Origin of the sequence: Labrys sp. WJW (assembly GCF_001676615.1) — a bacterium.
Classification (GTDB): Bacteria; Pseudomonadota; Alphaproteobacteria; order Rhizobiales; family Labraceae; genus Labrys; species Labrys sedimenti.
In genome coordinates this window covers 106238-123685 of the sequence record NZ_LYXZ01000001.1, presented here as the reverse complement: position 1 = coordinate 123685, position 17448 = coordinate 106238, and the positions used below count along the sequence as shown (strand labels likewise).

The following is a 17448-nucleotide window of genomic DNA, read 5'->3' as shown; positions in this document are numbered from 1 at the left end:
CTATCTCCCCAGATAGACTTCGACGACCCGCGGGTCGGCCGAGACATGGTCGAACCGCCCCTCGGACAGCACGCTGCCTTCGTGCAGGCAGGTCACCTTCACCCCGAGCTCGCGCACGAAATGCATGTCGTGCTCGACGACGACGACCGAATGCGAACGGGCGATCTGCCGGAGGAGATCGCCGGTCTGTGCTGTCTCGGCATCGGTCATGCCGGCCACCGGCTCGTCGACGAGCAGGAGCTTGGGGTTCTGGGCCAGCAGCATGCCGATCTCCAGCCATTGCTTCTGGCCGTGCGACAGCCCGGCCGCCTTGTCGTCACGCCGCTGTTCGAGACGGACGGTGGCGAGGATCTCATCGATGCGCTCGTTTTCGGAGCGCGAGCGCTGGTCGAACAGGGCGGCGAAGATGCCGCGCTTGCCCTTGAGGGACAAGGCGATATTGTCCTCGACCGTATGGGTTTCGAATACGGTCGGCTTCTGGAACTTGCGGCCGATGCCGAGATTGGCGATGTCGGTCTCGTCGAGCTTGGTCAAATCATGTTCGCCATCGAAGAAGACCTCGCCGCTATCGGGCCGGGTCTTGCCGGTGATGATGTCCATCATCGTGGTCTTGCCGGCCCCGTTCGGGCCGATGATGGCGCGCATCTCGCCGGGTTCCAGGATGAGCGAGAGATTGTTGATGGCTTTGAAGCCGTCAAAGCTGACGCTGACGCCGTCGAGATAGAGGATGCTCTGCGGTTGCTGGGTCATGAGGCCGCTTCCTCCGCGGTGTCGCTTTGGGCGGCCACTAGCGCCTTGCTCGCGGGGACCTTGCGAGGGGATTTGGACCGGCGCCAATGCTCGAAGGCGCCGACCAGGCCCCGTGGCAGCAGCAGCGGCATGGCGACGAAAAGGGCGCCGAGTGCGAACAGCCATAGATCGGGCAAGGCGGCCGTGAACCAGCTCTTCGCCCAGTTGACGCCGATGGCGCCGATCACCGGCCCGATCAGGGTGCCGCGGCCGCCGATGGCGGTCCAGATCACCACCTCGATGGAATTGGCCGGCGAGAACTCGCCGGGATTGATGATGCCCACCTGCGGGACATAGAGCGCACCGGCAATGCCGGCCATCACCGCCGAGAAGGTGAAGGCGAACAGCTTGATGTTTTCCGGCCGCCAGCCGAGAAAGCGGGAGCGATATTCGGCATCGCGAACGGCGACCATGAGCTTGCCGAGCTTGGAGCTGGTGATCATGGCGGCGAGCGTAACGAACAGGGCCAGCATCAGGGCGCTGGCGGCGAACAGGGCCGCGCGCGTACCCGGCGCCTGCAGGGAAAAGCCGAGCACATCCTTGAAATCGGTCAGCCCGTTATTGCCGCCGAACCCCATGTCGTTGCGGAAGAAGGCGAGCATGAGCGCATAGGTCATCGCCTGGGTGATGATCGAGAGGTAGACGCCATTGACGCGGCTGCGAAAGGCGAACCAGCCGAAGGCGAAGGCGAGCAGGCCGGGTACGGCCATCGCCATCAGCGCGGCGAACCAGAACTTGTCGAAGCCGTACCAGAACCAGGGCAGTTCCTGCCAGTTCAGGAACACCATGAAGTCGGGCAGGACCGGGTTGCCATAGACGCCGCGATCGCCGATCCCGCGCATCAGGTACATGCCCATGGCATAGCCACCCAGTGCGAAGAAGGCGCCGTGACCGAGCGAGAGAAGCCCGCAATAGCCCCAGACGAGATCGAGCGAGAGGGCGAGCAGGGCATAGGTGAGGTATTTGCCGAGCAACGCCACGAGATAGGCGGGCACATGGAAGGCGCTGTCTGCCGGTACCGCCAGGTGCAGGACCGGCACCAGCACGGCCGCCGCCACGAGAAGCGCCACGAGGATGGACAGGCGGCGGTCGAGGCCGTTCTTGAGGAGGGTTGCGAGGATCATGCTTCCACCGCCCGGCCCTTGGGCGCGAACAGGCCACGCGGGCGCTTCTGGATGAAGAGGATGATGAAGACGAGCACGATGATCTTGCCGAGGACCGCGCCGGCATAGGGTTCGAGGAACTTGTTGGCGATGCCGAGCGTCAATGCGCCCAAGAGCGTGCCCCACAGATTGCCGACGCCGCCGAATACCACGACCATGAAGGAATCGATGATGTAGCCCTGGCCCAGATTGGGCGAGACATTGCCGATCTGGCTGAGGGCGACGCCGGCAATGCCGGCGATGCCGGAGCCGAGGCCGAAGGTCAGCGCGTCGACCCTGGGCGTGCGGATGCCCATCGAGGACGCCATGCGCCGGTTCTGGGTGACGGCGCGCATCTGCAAGCCCCAGCGGGTGCGATTGAGGATGAGGCGCAGGGCGATGAACACCGCGATCGAGAAGGCGAAGATCCACAGCCGGTTGGCGGTGATGGTCAGTTCGCCGACGCTGATGCTGCCGGACATCCAGCCAGGATTGGCGACCTCGCGGTTCGTCGGCCCGAAGATCACGCGGATGCCCTGCTGCAGGATCAGCGAGACGCCCCAGGTCGCCAGCAGGGTCTCCAGTGGGCGGTCATAGAGAAAGCGGATGATGCCGCGCTCGATGACGACACCGACGGCGCCCGCAACCAGGAAGGCCAGGGGCAGGGCGATCAGCAGCGACCAGTCGATCAAGCCGGGTGCAGAGGCGCGTATGGCTTCCTGCACGACGAAGGTGGTGTAGGCGCCGATCATCACCATCTCGCCATGCGCCATGTTGATGACGCCGAGCACGCCGAAGGTGATGGCAAGGCCGATGGCGGCCAGCAGCAGCACCGAGGCCAGCGAGACGCCGTACCAGACATTCTGTGCCAGGTCCCACAGCTTCAGGCGCGCATCGATGGTGCGGATGCCGGCGGCGGCCTCATCTTTCAGGGCTCCATCGGCACCGGCTTCGAAACGGCCAAGCAGGGCAGCAGCTTCGCGGGTGCCCAGGGAGGCTACCTGCCCGATGGCCACACTCTTGTCGGCCTGGGGTTTGTCGGAGAACAAGGTCGCGGCAGCCCGCGCCGTCTCCAGCCGGGCCTTGACGGCCGTATCGGTCTCCCTGGCGATGGCGCTGTCGAGAGCCGGCAGAGCGCCGGGGTCGGGTGTCTGGGTCAATGTGTCGGCGGCCGCGAGGCGTGCCGCCTTGTCGGGGGAGGCGAGTGTGAGCGAGCCGCTCGCCTCCCTGATCGCCCGCCGGATGGCGTTGTTGACCTTGATCCTGACGAGTTCGCTCTTGCCTGCCGTTCCCTGCACGGCGCCGGTGACCGGATCGGCGACCGTGAGCGGATCGCCGGAGCCGGAGGCGATCAGGATCGCCTTGTCGGATTGGCGCCAGCACAGATTGCCATCCGCCAGCGCCGCGAGCGGGCGGGCTGCCAGCGCATCCCCGCTCCCGGCCAGTTCGCGCACCACGGCTTCGACCTGCTGGAAGTTCGTGGCGCCGGCCAGCTTGGCCAGGCCGGTCCTGATGCCGGCTTCATCGGCGTGGACGAGGCCGGGCGTCAGGAGGCAGGCCCATAGGGCCAGGATTAGGAAACGATATCCACGCATGGCGGAGCGCAACTGGAGACGGAAGGGTTTGCGGAAGAGCATGCCAGCGCCTAGTTCGTGCCCTGGCCGCCGCATTTGCCGGTGGCGACGTTGAAATTGCCGCAGGAGAGCGGCTTGCGCCAATCGGCGATCAGATCCTTGGAATCCGGCAGGTAGTCCGACCATTCATCGCCTACCAGCAGTCCCGAGCTCTGCCAGACGGTCTGCATCTGGCCGTCGGCCTGGATCTCGCCGATCAGGACCGGCTTGGTGATGTGATGATTGGGCATCATGGTCGAATAGCTGCCCGAAAGATTGGGCACGGATACCCCGACAATGGCGTCGATCACCGCGTCGGGATCGGTGGTGCCGGCCTTCTCCACCGCCTTCACCCACATGTTGAAGCCGATATAATGCGCTTCCATCGGATCGTTGGTGACGCGCTTGTCGTTCTTAGTGAAGGCGCGCCAGGTCTTGATGAACTGGGCATTGGCCGGGGTATCGACCGACTGGAAATAGTTCCAGGCCGTGAGGTGGCCGACCAGCGGGCCGGTGTCGAGGCCGGCCAGTTCCTCCTCGCCCACGGAGAAGGCGACGACGGGGATGTCCTCGGCCTTGATGCCCTGATTGGCGAGTTCCTTGTAGAAGGGCACGTTGGCGTCGCCATTGATGGTGGAGATGACGGCGGTCTTCTTGCCGGCCGAACCAAATTTCTTGATGTCGGAGACGATGGTCTGCCAGTCGGACTGGCCGAAGGGCGTGTAGTTGACCATGATGTCGTCCTTGGCCACGCCCTTGGACTGGAGATAGGCCTGCAGGATCTTGTTGGTGGTCTGGGGGTAGACATAATCGGTCCCCGCCAGCACCCAGCGCTTCACGCCTTCTTGGCTCATCAGATAGTCGACGGCCGGGATGGCCTGCTGGTTCGGCGCCGCGCCGGTATAGAAGACGTTGCGCTCGCTCTCCTGGCCCTCATATTGCACCGGGTAGAACAGGAGGCCGTCGAGTTCCTTGAAGACCGGCAGCACGGATTTGCGGCTGACCGAGGTCCAGCAGCCGAACACCGCCGCCACCTTGTCCTTGCCCAGGAGATCGCGGGCCTTCTCGGCGAAAAGCGGCCAGTTCGAGGCCGGGTCGACGACCACGGCCTCCAGCTTGCGCCCGAGCACGCCGCCTTTCTTGTTCTGCTCCTCGATCAGCATGAGCATGGCGTCCTTGAGCGTCGTCTCGGAAATCGCCATCGTGCCGGACAGAGAATGCAGGATGCCGATCTTGATGGTGTTTTCTTCGGCGCTGGCTGCACCGCAGGTGATCAACATCGCGATGATGCCGCCCGACAGGCAATGACCGAGTCTTCCGAGTTTGGACATGACGCCTTCCCCTTGCTTCTTGTTGGATCCCGTAGGGCTCCTGCAAGCGGCGTGCCAATCGGGGTGAGGCAGTTCTCGACAGCGCAGAGCCCGCTGGCAGGGGGCCGGGACGAGGCGCTGGAATGCTTCAAGGGGAGGGCAATAATTTAAGCATGCCTAACAATTAGGCGAATTGCTGCCTTTCGGTGCCACCCCGTGGCGCCGAAATGGGTTCGTGGCCTCGTTGCTACCGCTATTTCGCGGGCGTGTAGGTCACGATTTCGCTCGCCGCATTCTCAATTGCCGGCTTGGAATAGAGCAGGGGCACATATCGCCCGTCGGCCCATAGCGGCGCGAGATCGCGGTAATGCGGGCTGAAGGAATTGCCCGATTGCCCGGGCGTATTGATGGCGCGGCTGGCGTCCCAATTACCGACGTCCAGCACCATCCGGAAGGAGGCCCCGGAGGTCAGGCGAAAGTCCGAGCTGCGATAGCTGGCGGCATGGGGCACGTTGCTGGCGCCGCCGAGCTCGAGCGGGCCGACGCGCATCTGCGCCTGGGTCGAGGGATCGGCCAGAGGCATCAGCGCGTGATCGAACTGGGCATGGTGCAGCCTGCCCCAGCGCCATTGGCCGGCATCCTCGCCGAGAAGCTTGGAAACATCGGCGACCGCGGCGCCGATGCTCTGCAGCAGCAGCGTGTCGCGCGCCTTGGCCGGATCGGGACCGAGTGAGGCGTCCGGCTTTTCCAGAAGCTCGAACATCGCGCCGACACTCGGCTTGGGAATGAGGGCGCGGGCGGCTTCAGGCACGCTGGCATTCACCAGGGCCGGGCCGATATGCTTGCTGATCCACACCTCGAACAGAGCGGCGGCCGCGCTGTCGCGGTCGTCGCTCGCATTCCAGTCGTGCAGGAGCTGGAGTCCCTTGGCGATTTGGGGATCGTCTGATTGCAGGGGCTTGAGCAGCGCGATCAGGCGGCGCCCCAGCATGGTGGTGTCGTCGTTCTGCAGGTCCATCGCATCGGCAAGGCTGAATTTCTTCTTGTCCTGCAATACCTCGACGATGCGGTCCCAACGAGCAGGGTTGGCCCAGGAATCGAAGCCGATGCGGCGCTGTTCGATGGGATAGCCCTGTGGCAGGTTCATCTGGTTGGCGGTGGCGAAATAGCCGGTCTTCGGATTGAAGACGCTCGGCAATTCGTCCAGGCGCAAAAAGCCCTGCCATTCATAGCGCCCGTCGCCCGGTACCGGCAGCAACCCGTCATAGCTGAGGCGGCGTGGTGCCATTCCGCCCGGTTGCCAGCCGATATTGCCCTTGGTGTCGGCATAGATCTGGTTTTCCGAAGGGGCGCCCCAGCGCTTCATGGCGGCCTGGAATTGCGGCCAGTTTTTCGCCGTCATGTAGTCGGACGAGCCGAAATAGGCCGAGGTTCCCGGCTCGAACCACACGGAGCGAATGGTGAAGGCGAGGTTTCGCTTGGTATCGCTGGCAAGCACCGGCCCGTGCCGGGTGAAGCGCATCTCGATATCCTGCGGGGCGCCGCCCTTGACCTCGACCTTTTCGTGCACGATCCGGACCGGTTCCCAATTCCCGTCGAACTTGACCTGATCGGGATTGCTCGGATTGAGCGCCTCGACATAGAGGTCTTCCTGGTCCATGCCGAAGATCGTCAGGCCGAAGGCGATGCGGTCACTATGGCCGATCGAAATGCCGGGAAGTGCCGGTTCGCCGGCGCCGATCACGTTCATGCCCGGGGCGACGAGGTGAACGATATAGCGCAGGGACGGCACGCTGTGGTCGCGATGCGGATCATTGGCGAGGATCGGCCGCCTGGTTGCCGTGCGCTTGCCGGAGACGACCCAATTGTTGGAGCCGATCGTGTCGACCCTGTCCTGTGCCTGCGCCAGCAGCGTATCGGGATCATACGCCTGTGCCGCCTTCTTGCCCGCGCCGAATTTCACCGGATCGGTCGCGAGCGTATAGTCCTTGAGTACGTCCCGCGGGATCGTACAGGGATCCAAGCCGTCGGGAAGCTTGGTCGTCCATGCTGGCTCGAGCTGGGCCTGGAGCCTGTCGGCGTCGAGGCCGGCGGCGCAGGCAATTTGCGCGCGCTGCACTTCGAGCTCGACATTGCGCGTCAGGCCATGGCTGCGGATGCGCACGATATCGTCGACATGCCACTGGTCGGGACGCGATCCGGCGATCCTGAATTCCTCCGGCAGGGGCTGGGTGCCGTCCCGTGTTTCCTGGACATAGGCATTGACGCCGGCGATGAAGGCGTTCGCATAGTCCTTTGCATTGGGGCCATAGGACTGCCATTCCTTGTCCATGTCGCCGCGATAGAGGAACAGGCGCGCCGCTCGGTCCTGTTCGACATAGTTCGGCCCGAAATCCCTGGCCAGAAGACCGAGGCCGCGCTTGCGCCACAGATCGATCTGCCACAGGCGGTCGCGCGCGGCATTGTAGCCTTGCATGAAGAACGCGTCGCGCCGGTTGGCGGTATAGAGATGTGCGATGCCCCAATGATCGACGATCATCGTGGCAGGTTGCTGCAAGCCTTGGATATTGTGGCTCTGTTGCCGTACACCTGATGAGATTTCCGCAAGAGCAGGTGGAACCCAGGCGACCAACGCGACGGAGCTCAGAAAGATTGCGAGGCTGCGAAGCATATCAATGACCTTATTTTTCTATACGGTACACTTTTTGAAAATTATGATTATTTTTAACGGGACGCGAATAGTGACGTCATTTCTATCGTCAGACAAGAAACTTATCTTCAGCGTTCCAGGAATGTCTGCGGTCATACCGTTGCGTTCTGGCTGACGCCACGTGGACGGTGATAAGCGCGAGGCCGGACCTTTGCCATCCTACATCAAGGGTGTTCGCGAGCGCGGCTGGGCCCGGGCATATAGCGCGTAAAATGGCACTAAAAACTTCGAAAACAAACAATATCAATCGTTTGTTTTAATATCTTAAATCTTTGATTTAGTGTCGACGCTGTGCGGCGAGATGGTTCATGCCACCACTCGCGCTGGCTCATCGGCCATGCAGGTCGCCGCTCTTGACCGTGTTGTTCTCCTTGGAGCTGTCGGCGAGCAGCAGGAAGCGGGCCGATAGAGGCAGGCTGGCGCCGCCGAGCGCGCGGGCATGGATGCCCACCGTTCCCTCGCGCACATGGGGCGTTCTCAGCCCTTCCACGTCGATCCTGCCGAGTGCTTCGCGTACGGCGCCGACCAGGCGCGCCCGGACATCGGTCGGCATCCAGCCGTCGATGACAGCCGCCTCGAAATCGATCACGGCACAGGAAGAGACGATGGCATAAGCCAGGGCGTCGGCCGCTTGGCCGATCCAGATGTCGACGTCCTCACCCAGGTCGCCCCACGCCTCGGGCGAGGTCCAAAGATGCGCGGCATCGATGCCGCGCGCCTTCAGCGCCTTCTCCAGCATGGCGATGGAGGCGACGTCGATGAGCTGCGTCGGCCTGCCGTCGGGACCGGGAACCGGCATGGAGCCGAGCGCGCCGGCATTGCCGGTCTGTCCGCCGAACAGGCGGCCATTCAGCACGATGCCGCCCCCGGCAAAGGCACCGATATAGAAATAGACGAAGTCGCGCGCGCCCGAGAACTGGCCGAAAACGAGTTCGGCGCCACAGGCGGCGGTGGCATCATTCTCCAGATAGACCGGAAAATCGCAATTCGACTGGAGGTCGGCCTGGATGCTGCGATGGCGCCATTCGTCGAGGACATCGGCTGGGGCGCCCGCCGCATCGGCCCAGTTCCACAATTCGAAGGGCATGGCGATGCCCAGCCCCGCAATACGTCGGTTCGCTGCCGGGCTGAGTGTCGCCCTGATGGATGCGATGCCGTCGAGCGCGAAGCGTATCGTCTCGCCCGGGGCAGGGTAGCGGTAGGATTTGTGCAGCATCGCGCGCACATTGCCCAGAAAATCGATCAGGACCAGATCGGCGCTGCGCCGCCCGATCTTCAGCCCAAGGAAATAGGCGCCTTCCGGATTGAGCGCCATGGGGATCGAGGGCTGGCCAATGCGACCGCGCACCGGCTCCTGGCGCGTCAGCAGGCCCGTTTCCTCCAACTCGCGCATGATCACCGAAACGGTCTGCAGCGACAGGCTGGTCATGCGGGCGATGTCGGATTTGGCCAGGGCGCCATGCTCCCGGACGAGCGAGAGCACGATACGCTCATTGTGGTCGCGCATGCCGCTCTGGTTGGTGCCGCGATGAAAACGGCTTTCGGCCAGTTCGGACGAACCGGCCTTCTGGGTGCCAGCCTCCATCCCATTTCCTCCCCGTGAGCGGAATTTCTCAATAGTGCCCGCAAACGGGCAAGACCGAGAAATTCTGCAAATGCCTGAAATCCTGCGGCCTCCTCTCGTTCGGGGCCGTGGCTCGAACGAGAGGAGGCCGCATTGGGCGACATTGTTCCTTTCACCCAGAATGGGCGCTTCGTGCAAGGCCGTCAATAAATAACTAAATAAGACTTATTTATTTATTGACAGGGCGACCGGGGATGGTGTTTTTTCATATCCAGGCGCCGACACGGCAATGAGGGGCGCCCCGAAAGCGAGGCCCGGCTAGCCGGCCATGCGTTCCAAAAGGGAGGAATATGATGAAGAAACCGGTCCTGAAATCGGCGCTGTTCTGCGCCAGTGTCCTGTCTCTCGGCGCCTTTGCGACCCCAGGCTTGGCAGCCGATGTCGGCGCCTGCCTGATCACAAAGACGGACACCAACCCCTTCTTCGTGAAGATGAAAGAGGGGGCGACCGCCAAGGCCAAGGAGCTTGGCGTCAACCTGAAGGCATATGCCGGCAAGATCGATGGCGACAATGAGAGCCAGGTCTCGGCCATCGAATCCTGCATCGCCGATGGCGCCAAGGGCATCCTGCTGGTGCCTTCGGACTCCAAGGCCATCGTCGATTCCGTCAAGAAAGCCCGCGCCGCCGGCATCCTGGTCATTGCACTCGATACGCCGCTGGAGCCGATCGACGCGGCCGATGCCACCTTCGCTACCGACAACTTCAAGGCCGGCGAGCTGATCGGCCAATGGGCCCAGGCCACGCTCGGCGACAAGGCCAAGGAAGCCAAGATCGCCTATCTCGATCTCAATCCGAGCCAGCCGACCGTCGACGTCCTGCGCGACCAGGGCTTCATGAGCGGCTTCGGCATTTCCAAGATCGCCAATCCGACCAAGATCCAGGATTGGGGCGATGCCCGCAACGTCTGCCACGACGTGACCAACGGCAATGAAGAGGGCGGCCGGGCCGCCATGGAGAACTGCCTCCAGAAAGACCCGACGATCAATGTCGTCTACACCATCAACGAACCGGCCGCCGCGGGCGCCTATGAGGCGCTCAAGGCCGTCGGCCGCGAGAAGGACGTGCTGCTTGTCTCGGTCGACGGCGGCTGCCCGGGCGTGAAGAACGTCGCGGAGGGTGTCATCGGCGCCACCTCGCAGCAATATCCGCTCAAGATGGCGGCCATGGGCATCGAGGCCATCAAGAAGTTCGCCGATGGCGGCGAAAAGCCCAAGCCTACCGAAGGCAAGGCGTTCTTCGATACCGGCGCCACCCTCGTCACCGACAAGCCGGCCTCCGGCGTCGAATCCATCGATACGAAGAAAGGCAAGGATCTGTGCTGGGGCTGACCTGAGGCCAGCCCGCTAACGTTCGATCTTGTTCTTGCAGGGGAGCGGCCGCCGCGCCGCTCCTTTTACGAGGGGCGACCGCCCCACGGGAGGAGACCAAAGATATGACCGATCCTTCGGCAAATGTCGGGCGTCCGCAGGACTTCGAAAAAGTCCTCTCGGGCAGCGACACAAGCGTAGCCAGCTTCGACGTCCACAACAAATCAGCCCTGGAGAAGGCGCAGCACTTCCTGCACGGAAACCCGGCCATGGTGCCGCTGATCGTGCTGGTGCTGTCCACCGCCATCTTCGGCATCCTCCTGGGCAGCAAGTTCTTTTCAGCCTTTTCGCTGACGCTGATCCTGCAGCAGGTGGCCATCACCGGCATTGTCGGCGCAGCCCAGACCCTGGTGATCCTGACGGCCGGCATCGACCTGTCGGTCGGCGCGATCATGGTATTGTCATCGGTGGTGATGGGGCAGTTCACCTTCCGTTACGGCCTGCCGGCTCCGCTCTCGATCCTGTGCGGCTTCGCCTGCGGCGCACTCTGTGGCTACATCAACGGGCTGCTCGTCTCCCGCATGAAGCTGCCGCCCTTCATCGTCACGCTGGGCAGCTGGCAGATCATCCTGGCCGCCAATTTTCTCTATTCGGCCAATGAGACGATCCGCAGCCAGGACATCGCGGCCCAGGCCCCGCTGCTGCAGCTCTTCGGCGCCAGCTTCCGCTTCGGCGGCGCGGTCTTGACGGCCGGTGTGATCGCCATGGTGCTGCTAGTCGCGGTCCTGTGGTACGTGCTCAACCACACCGCCTGGGGCCGGCATGTCTATGCCGTGGGCGACGATCCCGATGCGGCCGAACTCTCGGGCGTCGGCACCCACAGGATGCTGCTCCAGGTCTACACGCTATCAGGCGTCATCTGCGCTTTGGCGGGCTGGGTGCTGATCGGCCGCCTCGGCTCGGTTTCACCGACCTCCGGCCAGTTCGCCAATATCGAGTCGATCACCGCGGTGGTCATCGGCGGCATCTCGCTGTTCGGCGGCCGCGGCTCGATCCTGGGCATGATCTTCGGCGCCCTGATCGTCGGCGTGTTCCAGCTCGGCCTCAGGCTGGTGGGCACCGACCCGCAATGGACCTACCTGCTCATCGGCGTGCTGATCATCGGCGCCGTGACCGTCGACCAGTGGATCAGAAAGGTTGCAGGCTAATGGCACAGGAACCCATTCTCTCAGGGCGCGGTCTGATCAAGCGCTATGGCCGGGTCACCGCTCTCAACAATTGCGACTTCGACCTCTATCCCGGCGAGATCCTTGCCGTGATCGGCGACAACGGTGCCGGCAAATCCTCGCTGATCAAGGCCCTGTCGGGTGCAGTCACGCCCGACGAGGGGGAAATCAGGCTCGACGGCAAGGCCGTCAGCTTCAGGTCGCCCATCGATGCCCGCGAGGCGGGGATCGAGTGCGTCTACCAGAACCTGGCCTTGTCGCCGGCGCTGTCCATCGCCGACAACATGTTCCTGGGGCGGGAGATCCGCAAACCCGGCATCCTCGGGCAATGGTTCAAGATGCTCGACCGGCCGGCCATGGAAAAGCGGGCTCGCGAGAAGCTGACCGAGCTCGGCCTGATGACCATCCAGAACATCGGCCAGGCGGTCGAGACCCTCTCCGGCGGCCAGCGCCAGGGCGTCGCGGTGGCGCGGGCGGCGGCCTTTGGCTCGAAGGTGGTGATCATGGACGAGCCGACTGCCGCTCTCGGCGTCAAGGAAAGCCGCCGCGTGCTGGAGCTCATCCTCGACGTCAAGCGGCGCGGGCTGCCGATCGTGCTGATCTCGCACAACATGCCGCATGTGTTCGAGGTGGCGGACCGCATCCATATCCACCGGCTCGGCCGGCGGCTCTGCGTGATCAATCCGCGCGACTATACGATGTCCGATGCGGTTGCCTTCATGACCGGCGCCAAGGCCCCGCCGGAGGAACTGGTCGCGGCCTGACACAGACGTGGGTCGGGGGGCGTTGTCCCCTCGGCTGGCGTGTTTCTTGCTTCGTTTCCTTATCGACGAGGCCATCAGGAGGCGATGCGCCGTACCAACGCCGGCATCGTCTCCCAACCCGAGAAAGGCCACCATGGCGCTGAACCCAACGCTCGCACGGGTCACCGATCGCATCGTGGCGCGGTCCGCCGCCCTTCGCCGTCCCTATCTCGAGCGCATGGCACGCGCCCGCGCCGCCGGCACCGTGCGCGCCCACCTGTCCTGCGGCAATCAGGCCCATGCCTATGCCGCCATGCCGGTGGACGACAAGGCGGCGCTGGTCAAGGGCGGCGCAGGCAATCTCGGCATCATCACCGCCTATAACGACATGCTTTCGGCTCACCAGCCCTATGAGAGCTATCCCGACCTGATCCGCGCGGCGGCGCGCACGGCCGGCGGCACGGCGCAGGTCGCCGGCGGCGTGCCGGCGATGTGCGACGGCGTCACCCAGGGCCAGGCCGGCATGGAATTGTCGCTGTTCTCGCGTGATGCCATTGCCATGGCGGCCGGCATTGCGCTCAGCCACAACACCTTCGATTCCACCGTCTATCTCGGGGTCTGCGACAAGATCGTGCCGGGCCTGGTCATTGCCGCCGCCGCCTTCGGCCATCTGCCGGCGATCTTCGTGCCCGCCGGGCCGATGGCCAGCGGCATCGCCAATGACGAGAAATCCAAGGTGCGCCAGCTTTTCGCCACCGGCCAATGCGGGCGGGACAAGCTGATGGAAGCGGAGATGGCCGCCTATCACGGGCCGGGGACCTGCACCTTCTACGGCACGGCCAACACCAACCAGATGCTGATGGAGTTCATGGGCCTGCATCTGCCGGGTTCGAGCTTCGTCAACCCCAACACGCCCCTGCGCGATGCGCTGACCGTGGAGGCCGCAAGGCGGGCCTTGGCGATCTCCCAGCTGGGCAACGAGTATACGCCGGTTTGCGACGTGCTCGACGAGCGGGCCTTCGTCAACGGCATCGTCGGGCTCAATGCCACCGGCGGCTCCACCAATCTGCTCATCCACATGATCGCCATGGCACGGGCGGCCGGCATCGTGCTCGACTGGCAGGATTTCGCCGATCTTTCGGAGGTGACGCCGCTGATGGCGCGCGTCTATCCGAACGGGCTCGCCGATGTGAACCATTTCCACGCCGCCGGCGGCCTCGGCTTCATGATCGGCGAACTGCTCGAAGTCGGCCTCCTGCATCCCGATACGCGGACCGTGGCCGGCGAGGGGCTCGCCCGCTATACAAGCGAACCCAAACTCATAGACGGGGCCCTGGTGTGGTCGGAAGGGACGAGCGCCTCCCTCAATCCCAAGGTCCTGAGGCCGGCCGGAGAGCCTTTCCAGCCGACGGGTGGCCTCAAGCGGCTCCAGGGCAATCTCGGCACCGGCGTGATGAAGGTTTCGGCCGTGGCGCCGGAGCGCCATGTGGTCGAGGCGCCGGTCCGCGTCTTTGCCGACCAGGAAGCGGTCAAGCACGCTTTCCGTGCCGGCGAGTTCACCGGAGATACCGTGGTGGTGGTGCGTTTCCAGGGGCCGAAGGCCAATGGCATGCCGGAGCTGCATAGCCTGACCCCGATGCTTTCCGTGCTGCAGGACAGGGGGCTGAAGGTCGCCCTGGTCACGGACGGGCGGATGTCGGGCGCTTCCGGCAAGGTGCCCGCGGCGATCCATGTCAGCCCGGAGGCACTCGACGGAGGACCGCTTGCCAGGCTCCGGGACGGCGACCTCGTGCGCGTCGACGCTGTCGCGGGCACGATCGACGTGCTGACGGCAGGAGCGCTCGAGCGGGCGAACATCCAGCCGGATCTCGTCGACAACGAATTCGGCGTCGGCCGCGAGCTCTTCGGGCTGTTTCGCCGGCAGGTCTCGGCGGCGGAACACGGTGCCTCGCCCTTGTTTGGATGATGGGGACCTCACTTCGAGGCGTGCCCCGGCATGAACATGGCTGCCGAGCGTGTCGAAGCTCCATGTGCCGGCCGCGATCCATCTTCTTGATAAAATCCGGCTGAGAGCGGTTCGATCGGGCTCGGCAAGTCCGGTGTGCGTAGTGGAATATTTTTGTATCGCCATCCGGAATCCTTCGCCAGGATCGGCAGCGTTCGAGTATGGGTGTGAGGCACAGATGTCGGATGCCACGGAAAAGTCGACCGTATCCGAAACGCCGCAGCCCGCGCGCAGCCTGCGGTCGCGCTGGCTCTATCCGGCCTTGCGTGTCGGCTTCCTCCTGCTCGCGGCCTGGCTGGTCTGGTATGTCGCGGGCAATTGGAACCGCTGGACCGGTGCGGCCCGCCTCGCGGAGACCGACAATGCCTTCATCGTGGGCGATGTCACGCCCTTGTCGGCCCGTGTCTCCGGCTACATCAAGGAGGTTCCGATCCATGACTACCAGGCGGTGGAGACCGGCGACCTGATCGCTGAGATCGAGCCGTCCGACTATCAGGCCCAGCTCGCGCTGGCGCAGGCCAATCTTGCCGCGGCCGAAGCCAGTCTCGCCAATGTCGCCAACCAGAAGAACGTGCAGAATGCCCTGATCCGGCAGGCCGGCGCCAATATCGATGCAGGCAGCGCGGATGTGCGGCGCTACCAGCTCGAAGCCACGCGCCAGCGCGACCTGCTCAAGACCGGCACGGCCGGCACCCAGCAGTCGGTCGAGCAGGCCGATGCCAATGCCCAGCGCGCCTTGGCCCAGAAGGCGCTCTACGAGGCCCAGCTCGACCAGCAGAAGGCCCTGCTTGCCGGGCTCGACGTGCAGGAGCAGCAGGTCAGGGCCCAGATCAAGGCCGCCGAGGCCCAGGTCACCCTCGCCACCAACAATCTGGGCTACACCAAGATCCGTTCGCCGGCGAAAGGGCTCGTCGGCCAGCGCCAGGTTCGCCCAGGCCAGTTCGTCAATGTCGGCACGCAGGTGATCGCGGTGGTGCCGCTGCCCAATATCTGGGTGGTGGCGAACTACAAGGAAACGCAGATGACCAATATTCGGCTTGGTCAGCCGGCCCATGTCACCGTCGATGCCTTTCCCGATCTGGTCCTGACCGGCCGCGTCGAAGCCTGGTCTCCCGGCACTGGCAGCACCTTCGCGCTGCTGCCTCCCGACAACGCCACCGGCAATTTCACCAAGGTCGTGCAGCGTATTCCGGTGAAGATCGCCCTCGATCCCAATCCGGCGCTGGGAACCCTGATCCGGCCGGGCATGTCGGTGGTCGCGACCGTCGATACAGGCGACAGGTCAGGCGTTGCCGCGGCAGCGTCGCCATGACGACGGCAGCCGTGAGCGCGACAGCCGCACCCCTGACGGCCGCCGGCGCGGCCCTCGAACCCGCGACGCATGCACCGCCGCGGTTCCGGGCCGATACGCTGCGTCCCTATATCGGCATCCTCGGCGTGCTGCTCGGCTCCATCATGTCGACGCTCGGCAGCCGCGTCACCAGCTTCGGCCTCGCCGATCTGCGCGGCGGCCTGCATCTGGGCTTCGACGAAGGGGCCTGGATGACCACCACCTTCGCCGTCGGCCAGATGCTGGTCGGGGTGGCCTGCCCCTATCTCGGCGCGATTTTCGGGGTGCGGCGCATGCTGCTGCTGGGTATCACCCTGCTCTTCGTCGCCAGCCTGCTTGCGCCCCTATCTCCCAATCTCGGGGCCTTCCTGGCCGCCCAGTTCCTGGCGGGGGTCGGATCGGGGACGTTCATTCCGCTGACCATCAGCTTCATTGCCCGCAGCCTGCCGCCGCGCCTGATCATCTACGGCATCGCGGTCTATGCCATGAATTCGGAGCTCTCGCAGAATGTCGCGGCCTCGCTCGAAGGCTGGTACGCGGACAATCTGTCCTGGCGCTGGATCAGCTGGCAATATTGCGGCCTGCTGCCGCTGATGTTCACCTGCGTGTGGTTCGGCATTCCGCGCGAGGACGTGAAGACCGAGCTCCTGCACCATTTCGACTGGCCAGGCCTGGTCTATGCCGGCGCGGGCTTCAGCCTGCTCTATGCCGGGCTCGACCAGGGCAACCGCCTCGACTGGACCAATAGCGGGCTGGTCAACGGCCTGCTGATCGCCGGCGGCCTGGTGACGGCGGCTTTCGTCGTCCGCGAGCTGTGGGTCAGCCGCAGGCCCTTCCTCAACCTGCGGCTCCTGATGCAGCATCATCTCCTGCTGTTGCTGATGCTGCTGGCGGGCTTTCGCTTCATCATCCTGTCGACCGCCTACATCATTCCCAATTATCTGCAGTCGGTGCAGAACTTCCGGGAATTGCAGGTCGGCGCGGTGCTTTTGTGGATCGCCTTGCCTCAGCTCATCATCGTGGTGCCGCTCGGCTATGTCCTCAAGCGCGTCGACGGACGATGGGTGCTGGCTGCCGGCACGGCCCTGGTCGGCATCGCCTGCCTGATGGCGGCGCAGCTCACCAGCGCCTGGGCCACCGACGATTTCCTGCAATCCCAGATCCTGCAGGCCCTCGGCCAGTCCTTCGCCCTCACAGCACTCGTCGTCCTGGCGGTGCAGTCGATCAATCCGGCCGACGCGCTGACGATCGGCGCCCTGCTGCAGATCAGCCGCATGTTCGGCGGCGAGATCGGCACGGCCTTCATGCAGACCTTCGTGCGTGTGCGTGAACAGGTCCATTCCAATCTCATCGGCCTGCATGTCGACAGCCTTGCCGGTGCAACGGTCGACCGCCTCGCGGCCTATCGCAATGCCGTCAGTGCCCATACGGCGGATGTGGCGATCGCCAGCGCCCGGGCGACGAGCCTGTTGTCCTCCGCGATCGCCAAGCAGGCGGCAGTTTTGTCCTATATCGACGGTTTCCTGGCCGCTGCCGGCGGCGCCTTCGTCTGCCTCCTGCTGATCGCGCTGCTGCCCCGGCCAAACCGTCTTCCTGTCTAGAAAAAAATTCAATTTTCCTAGATTTAAATTCGACTTATCGGAATATCC

Annotated in this window: 12 protein-coding genes; 6 read left to right on the top strand and 6 right to left on the bottom strand. The window is 64.2% G+C overall.

Going from position 1 to position 17448, the window contains the following annotated elements:
* The 6 genes from urtD to BA190_RS00455 form a co-directional block, all read right to left on the bottom strand.
* Entirely contained in the window at positions 1-750 is a 750-nt protein-coding gene (urtD, locus tag BA190_RS00480; protein WP_068281450.1) for an urea ABC transporter ATP-binding protein UrtD, read from the bottom strand.
* Positions 747-1910: an urea ABC transporter permease subunit UrtC gene (gene urtC / locus BA190_RS00475; RefSeq protein WP_371260278.1), complete on the bottom strand. Its 1164-nt coding sequence runs from the start codon at positions 1908-1910 to the stop codon at positions 747-749. Before urtC ends, urtD begins: the two co-directional genes overlap by 4 nt.
* The gene (urtB, locus tag BA190_RS00470; protein WP_068281880.1) at positions 1910-3526 is read right to left on the bottom strand and encodes an urea ABC transporter permease subunit UrtB; all 1617 of its coding nucleotides are present in this window, start codon (positions 3524-3526) and stop codon (positions 1910-1912) included. Before urtB ends, urtC begins: the two co-directional genes overlap by 1 nt.
* Positions 3527-3576: 50 nt before the next feature.
* Positions 3577-4824, bottom strand: a complete 1248-nt coding sequence (gene urtA / locus BA190_RS00465) for an urea ABC transporter substrate-binding protein (protein WP_068281878.1) — start codon at positions 4822-4824, stop codon at positions 3577-3579.
* Positions 4825-5107: 283 nt separating this feature from the next.
* Positions 5108-7393, bottom strand: coding sequence for a penicillin acylase family protein (locus tag BA190_RS00460; protein WP_245314466.1), 2286 nt, complete (start codon positions 7391-7393; stop codon positions 5108-5110).
* A gap of 499 nt (positions 7394-7892) precedes the next feature.
* Entirely contained in the window at positions 7893-9149 is a 1257-nt protein-coding gene (locus BA190_RS00455; RefSeq protein WP_068281447.1) for an ROK family transcriptional regulator, read from the bottom strand.
* A 332-nt stretch (positions 9150-9481) separates the two neighbouring features.
* On the opposite strand from BA190_RS00455, the gene BA190_RS00450 reads away from it, so the two are divergent.
* The 6 genes from BA190_RS00450 to BA190_RS00425 all read left to right on the top strand — a co-directional run bounded on the left by BA190_RS00450 (position 9482) and on the right by BA190_RS00425 (position 17400).
* Entirely contained in the window at positions 9482-10516 is a 1035-nt protein-coding gene (locus tag BA190_RS00450) for a sugar ABC transporter substrate-binding protein (protein WP_068281446.1), read from the top strand.
* Between the two features lie 104 nt (positions 10517-10620).
* Complete coding sequence (locus BA190_RS00445) at positions 10621-11703, top strand: ABC transporter permease (RefSeq protein WP_068281445.1); 1083 nt, start codon at positions 10621-10623, stop codon at positions 11701-11703.
* Positions 11703-12485 carry an ATP-binding cassette domain-containing protein gene (locus BA190_RS00440; RefSeq protein ID WP_068281444.1) on the top strand — a complete coding sequence of 261 codons (783 nt, stop codon included), beginning with the start codon at positions 11703-11705 and terminating at the stop codon, positions 12483-12485. The genes BA190_RS00445 and BA190_RS00440 overlap by 1 nt, the downstream gene beginning before the upstream one ends.
* Positions 12486-12618: 133 nt before the next feature.
* Positions 12619-14430 carry a phosphogluconate dehydratase gene (edd, locus tag BA190_RS00435; protein ID WP_068281443.1) on the top strand — a complete coding sequence of 604 codons (1812 nt, stop codon included), beginning with the start codon at positions 12619-12621 and terminating at the stop codon, positions 14428-14430.
* 217 nt (positions 14431-14647) lie between these two features.
* On the top strand, positions 14648-15781 hold the full coding sequence (locus BA190_RS00430; protein ID WP_068281442.1) for an HlyD family secretion protein: 1134 nt from the start codon (positions 14648-14650) through the stop codon (positions 15779-15781).
* On the top strand, positions 15778-17400 hold the full coding sequence (locus BA190_RS00425) for an MFS transporter (protein ID WP_068281441.1): 1623 nt from the start codon (positions 15778-15780) through the stop codon (positions 17398-17400). Before BA190_RS00430 ends, BA190_RS00425 begins: the two co-directional genes overlap by 4 nt.
* The last annotated feature ends 48 nt before the right edge of the window (positions 17401-17448 follow it).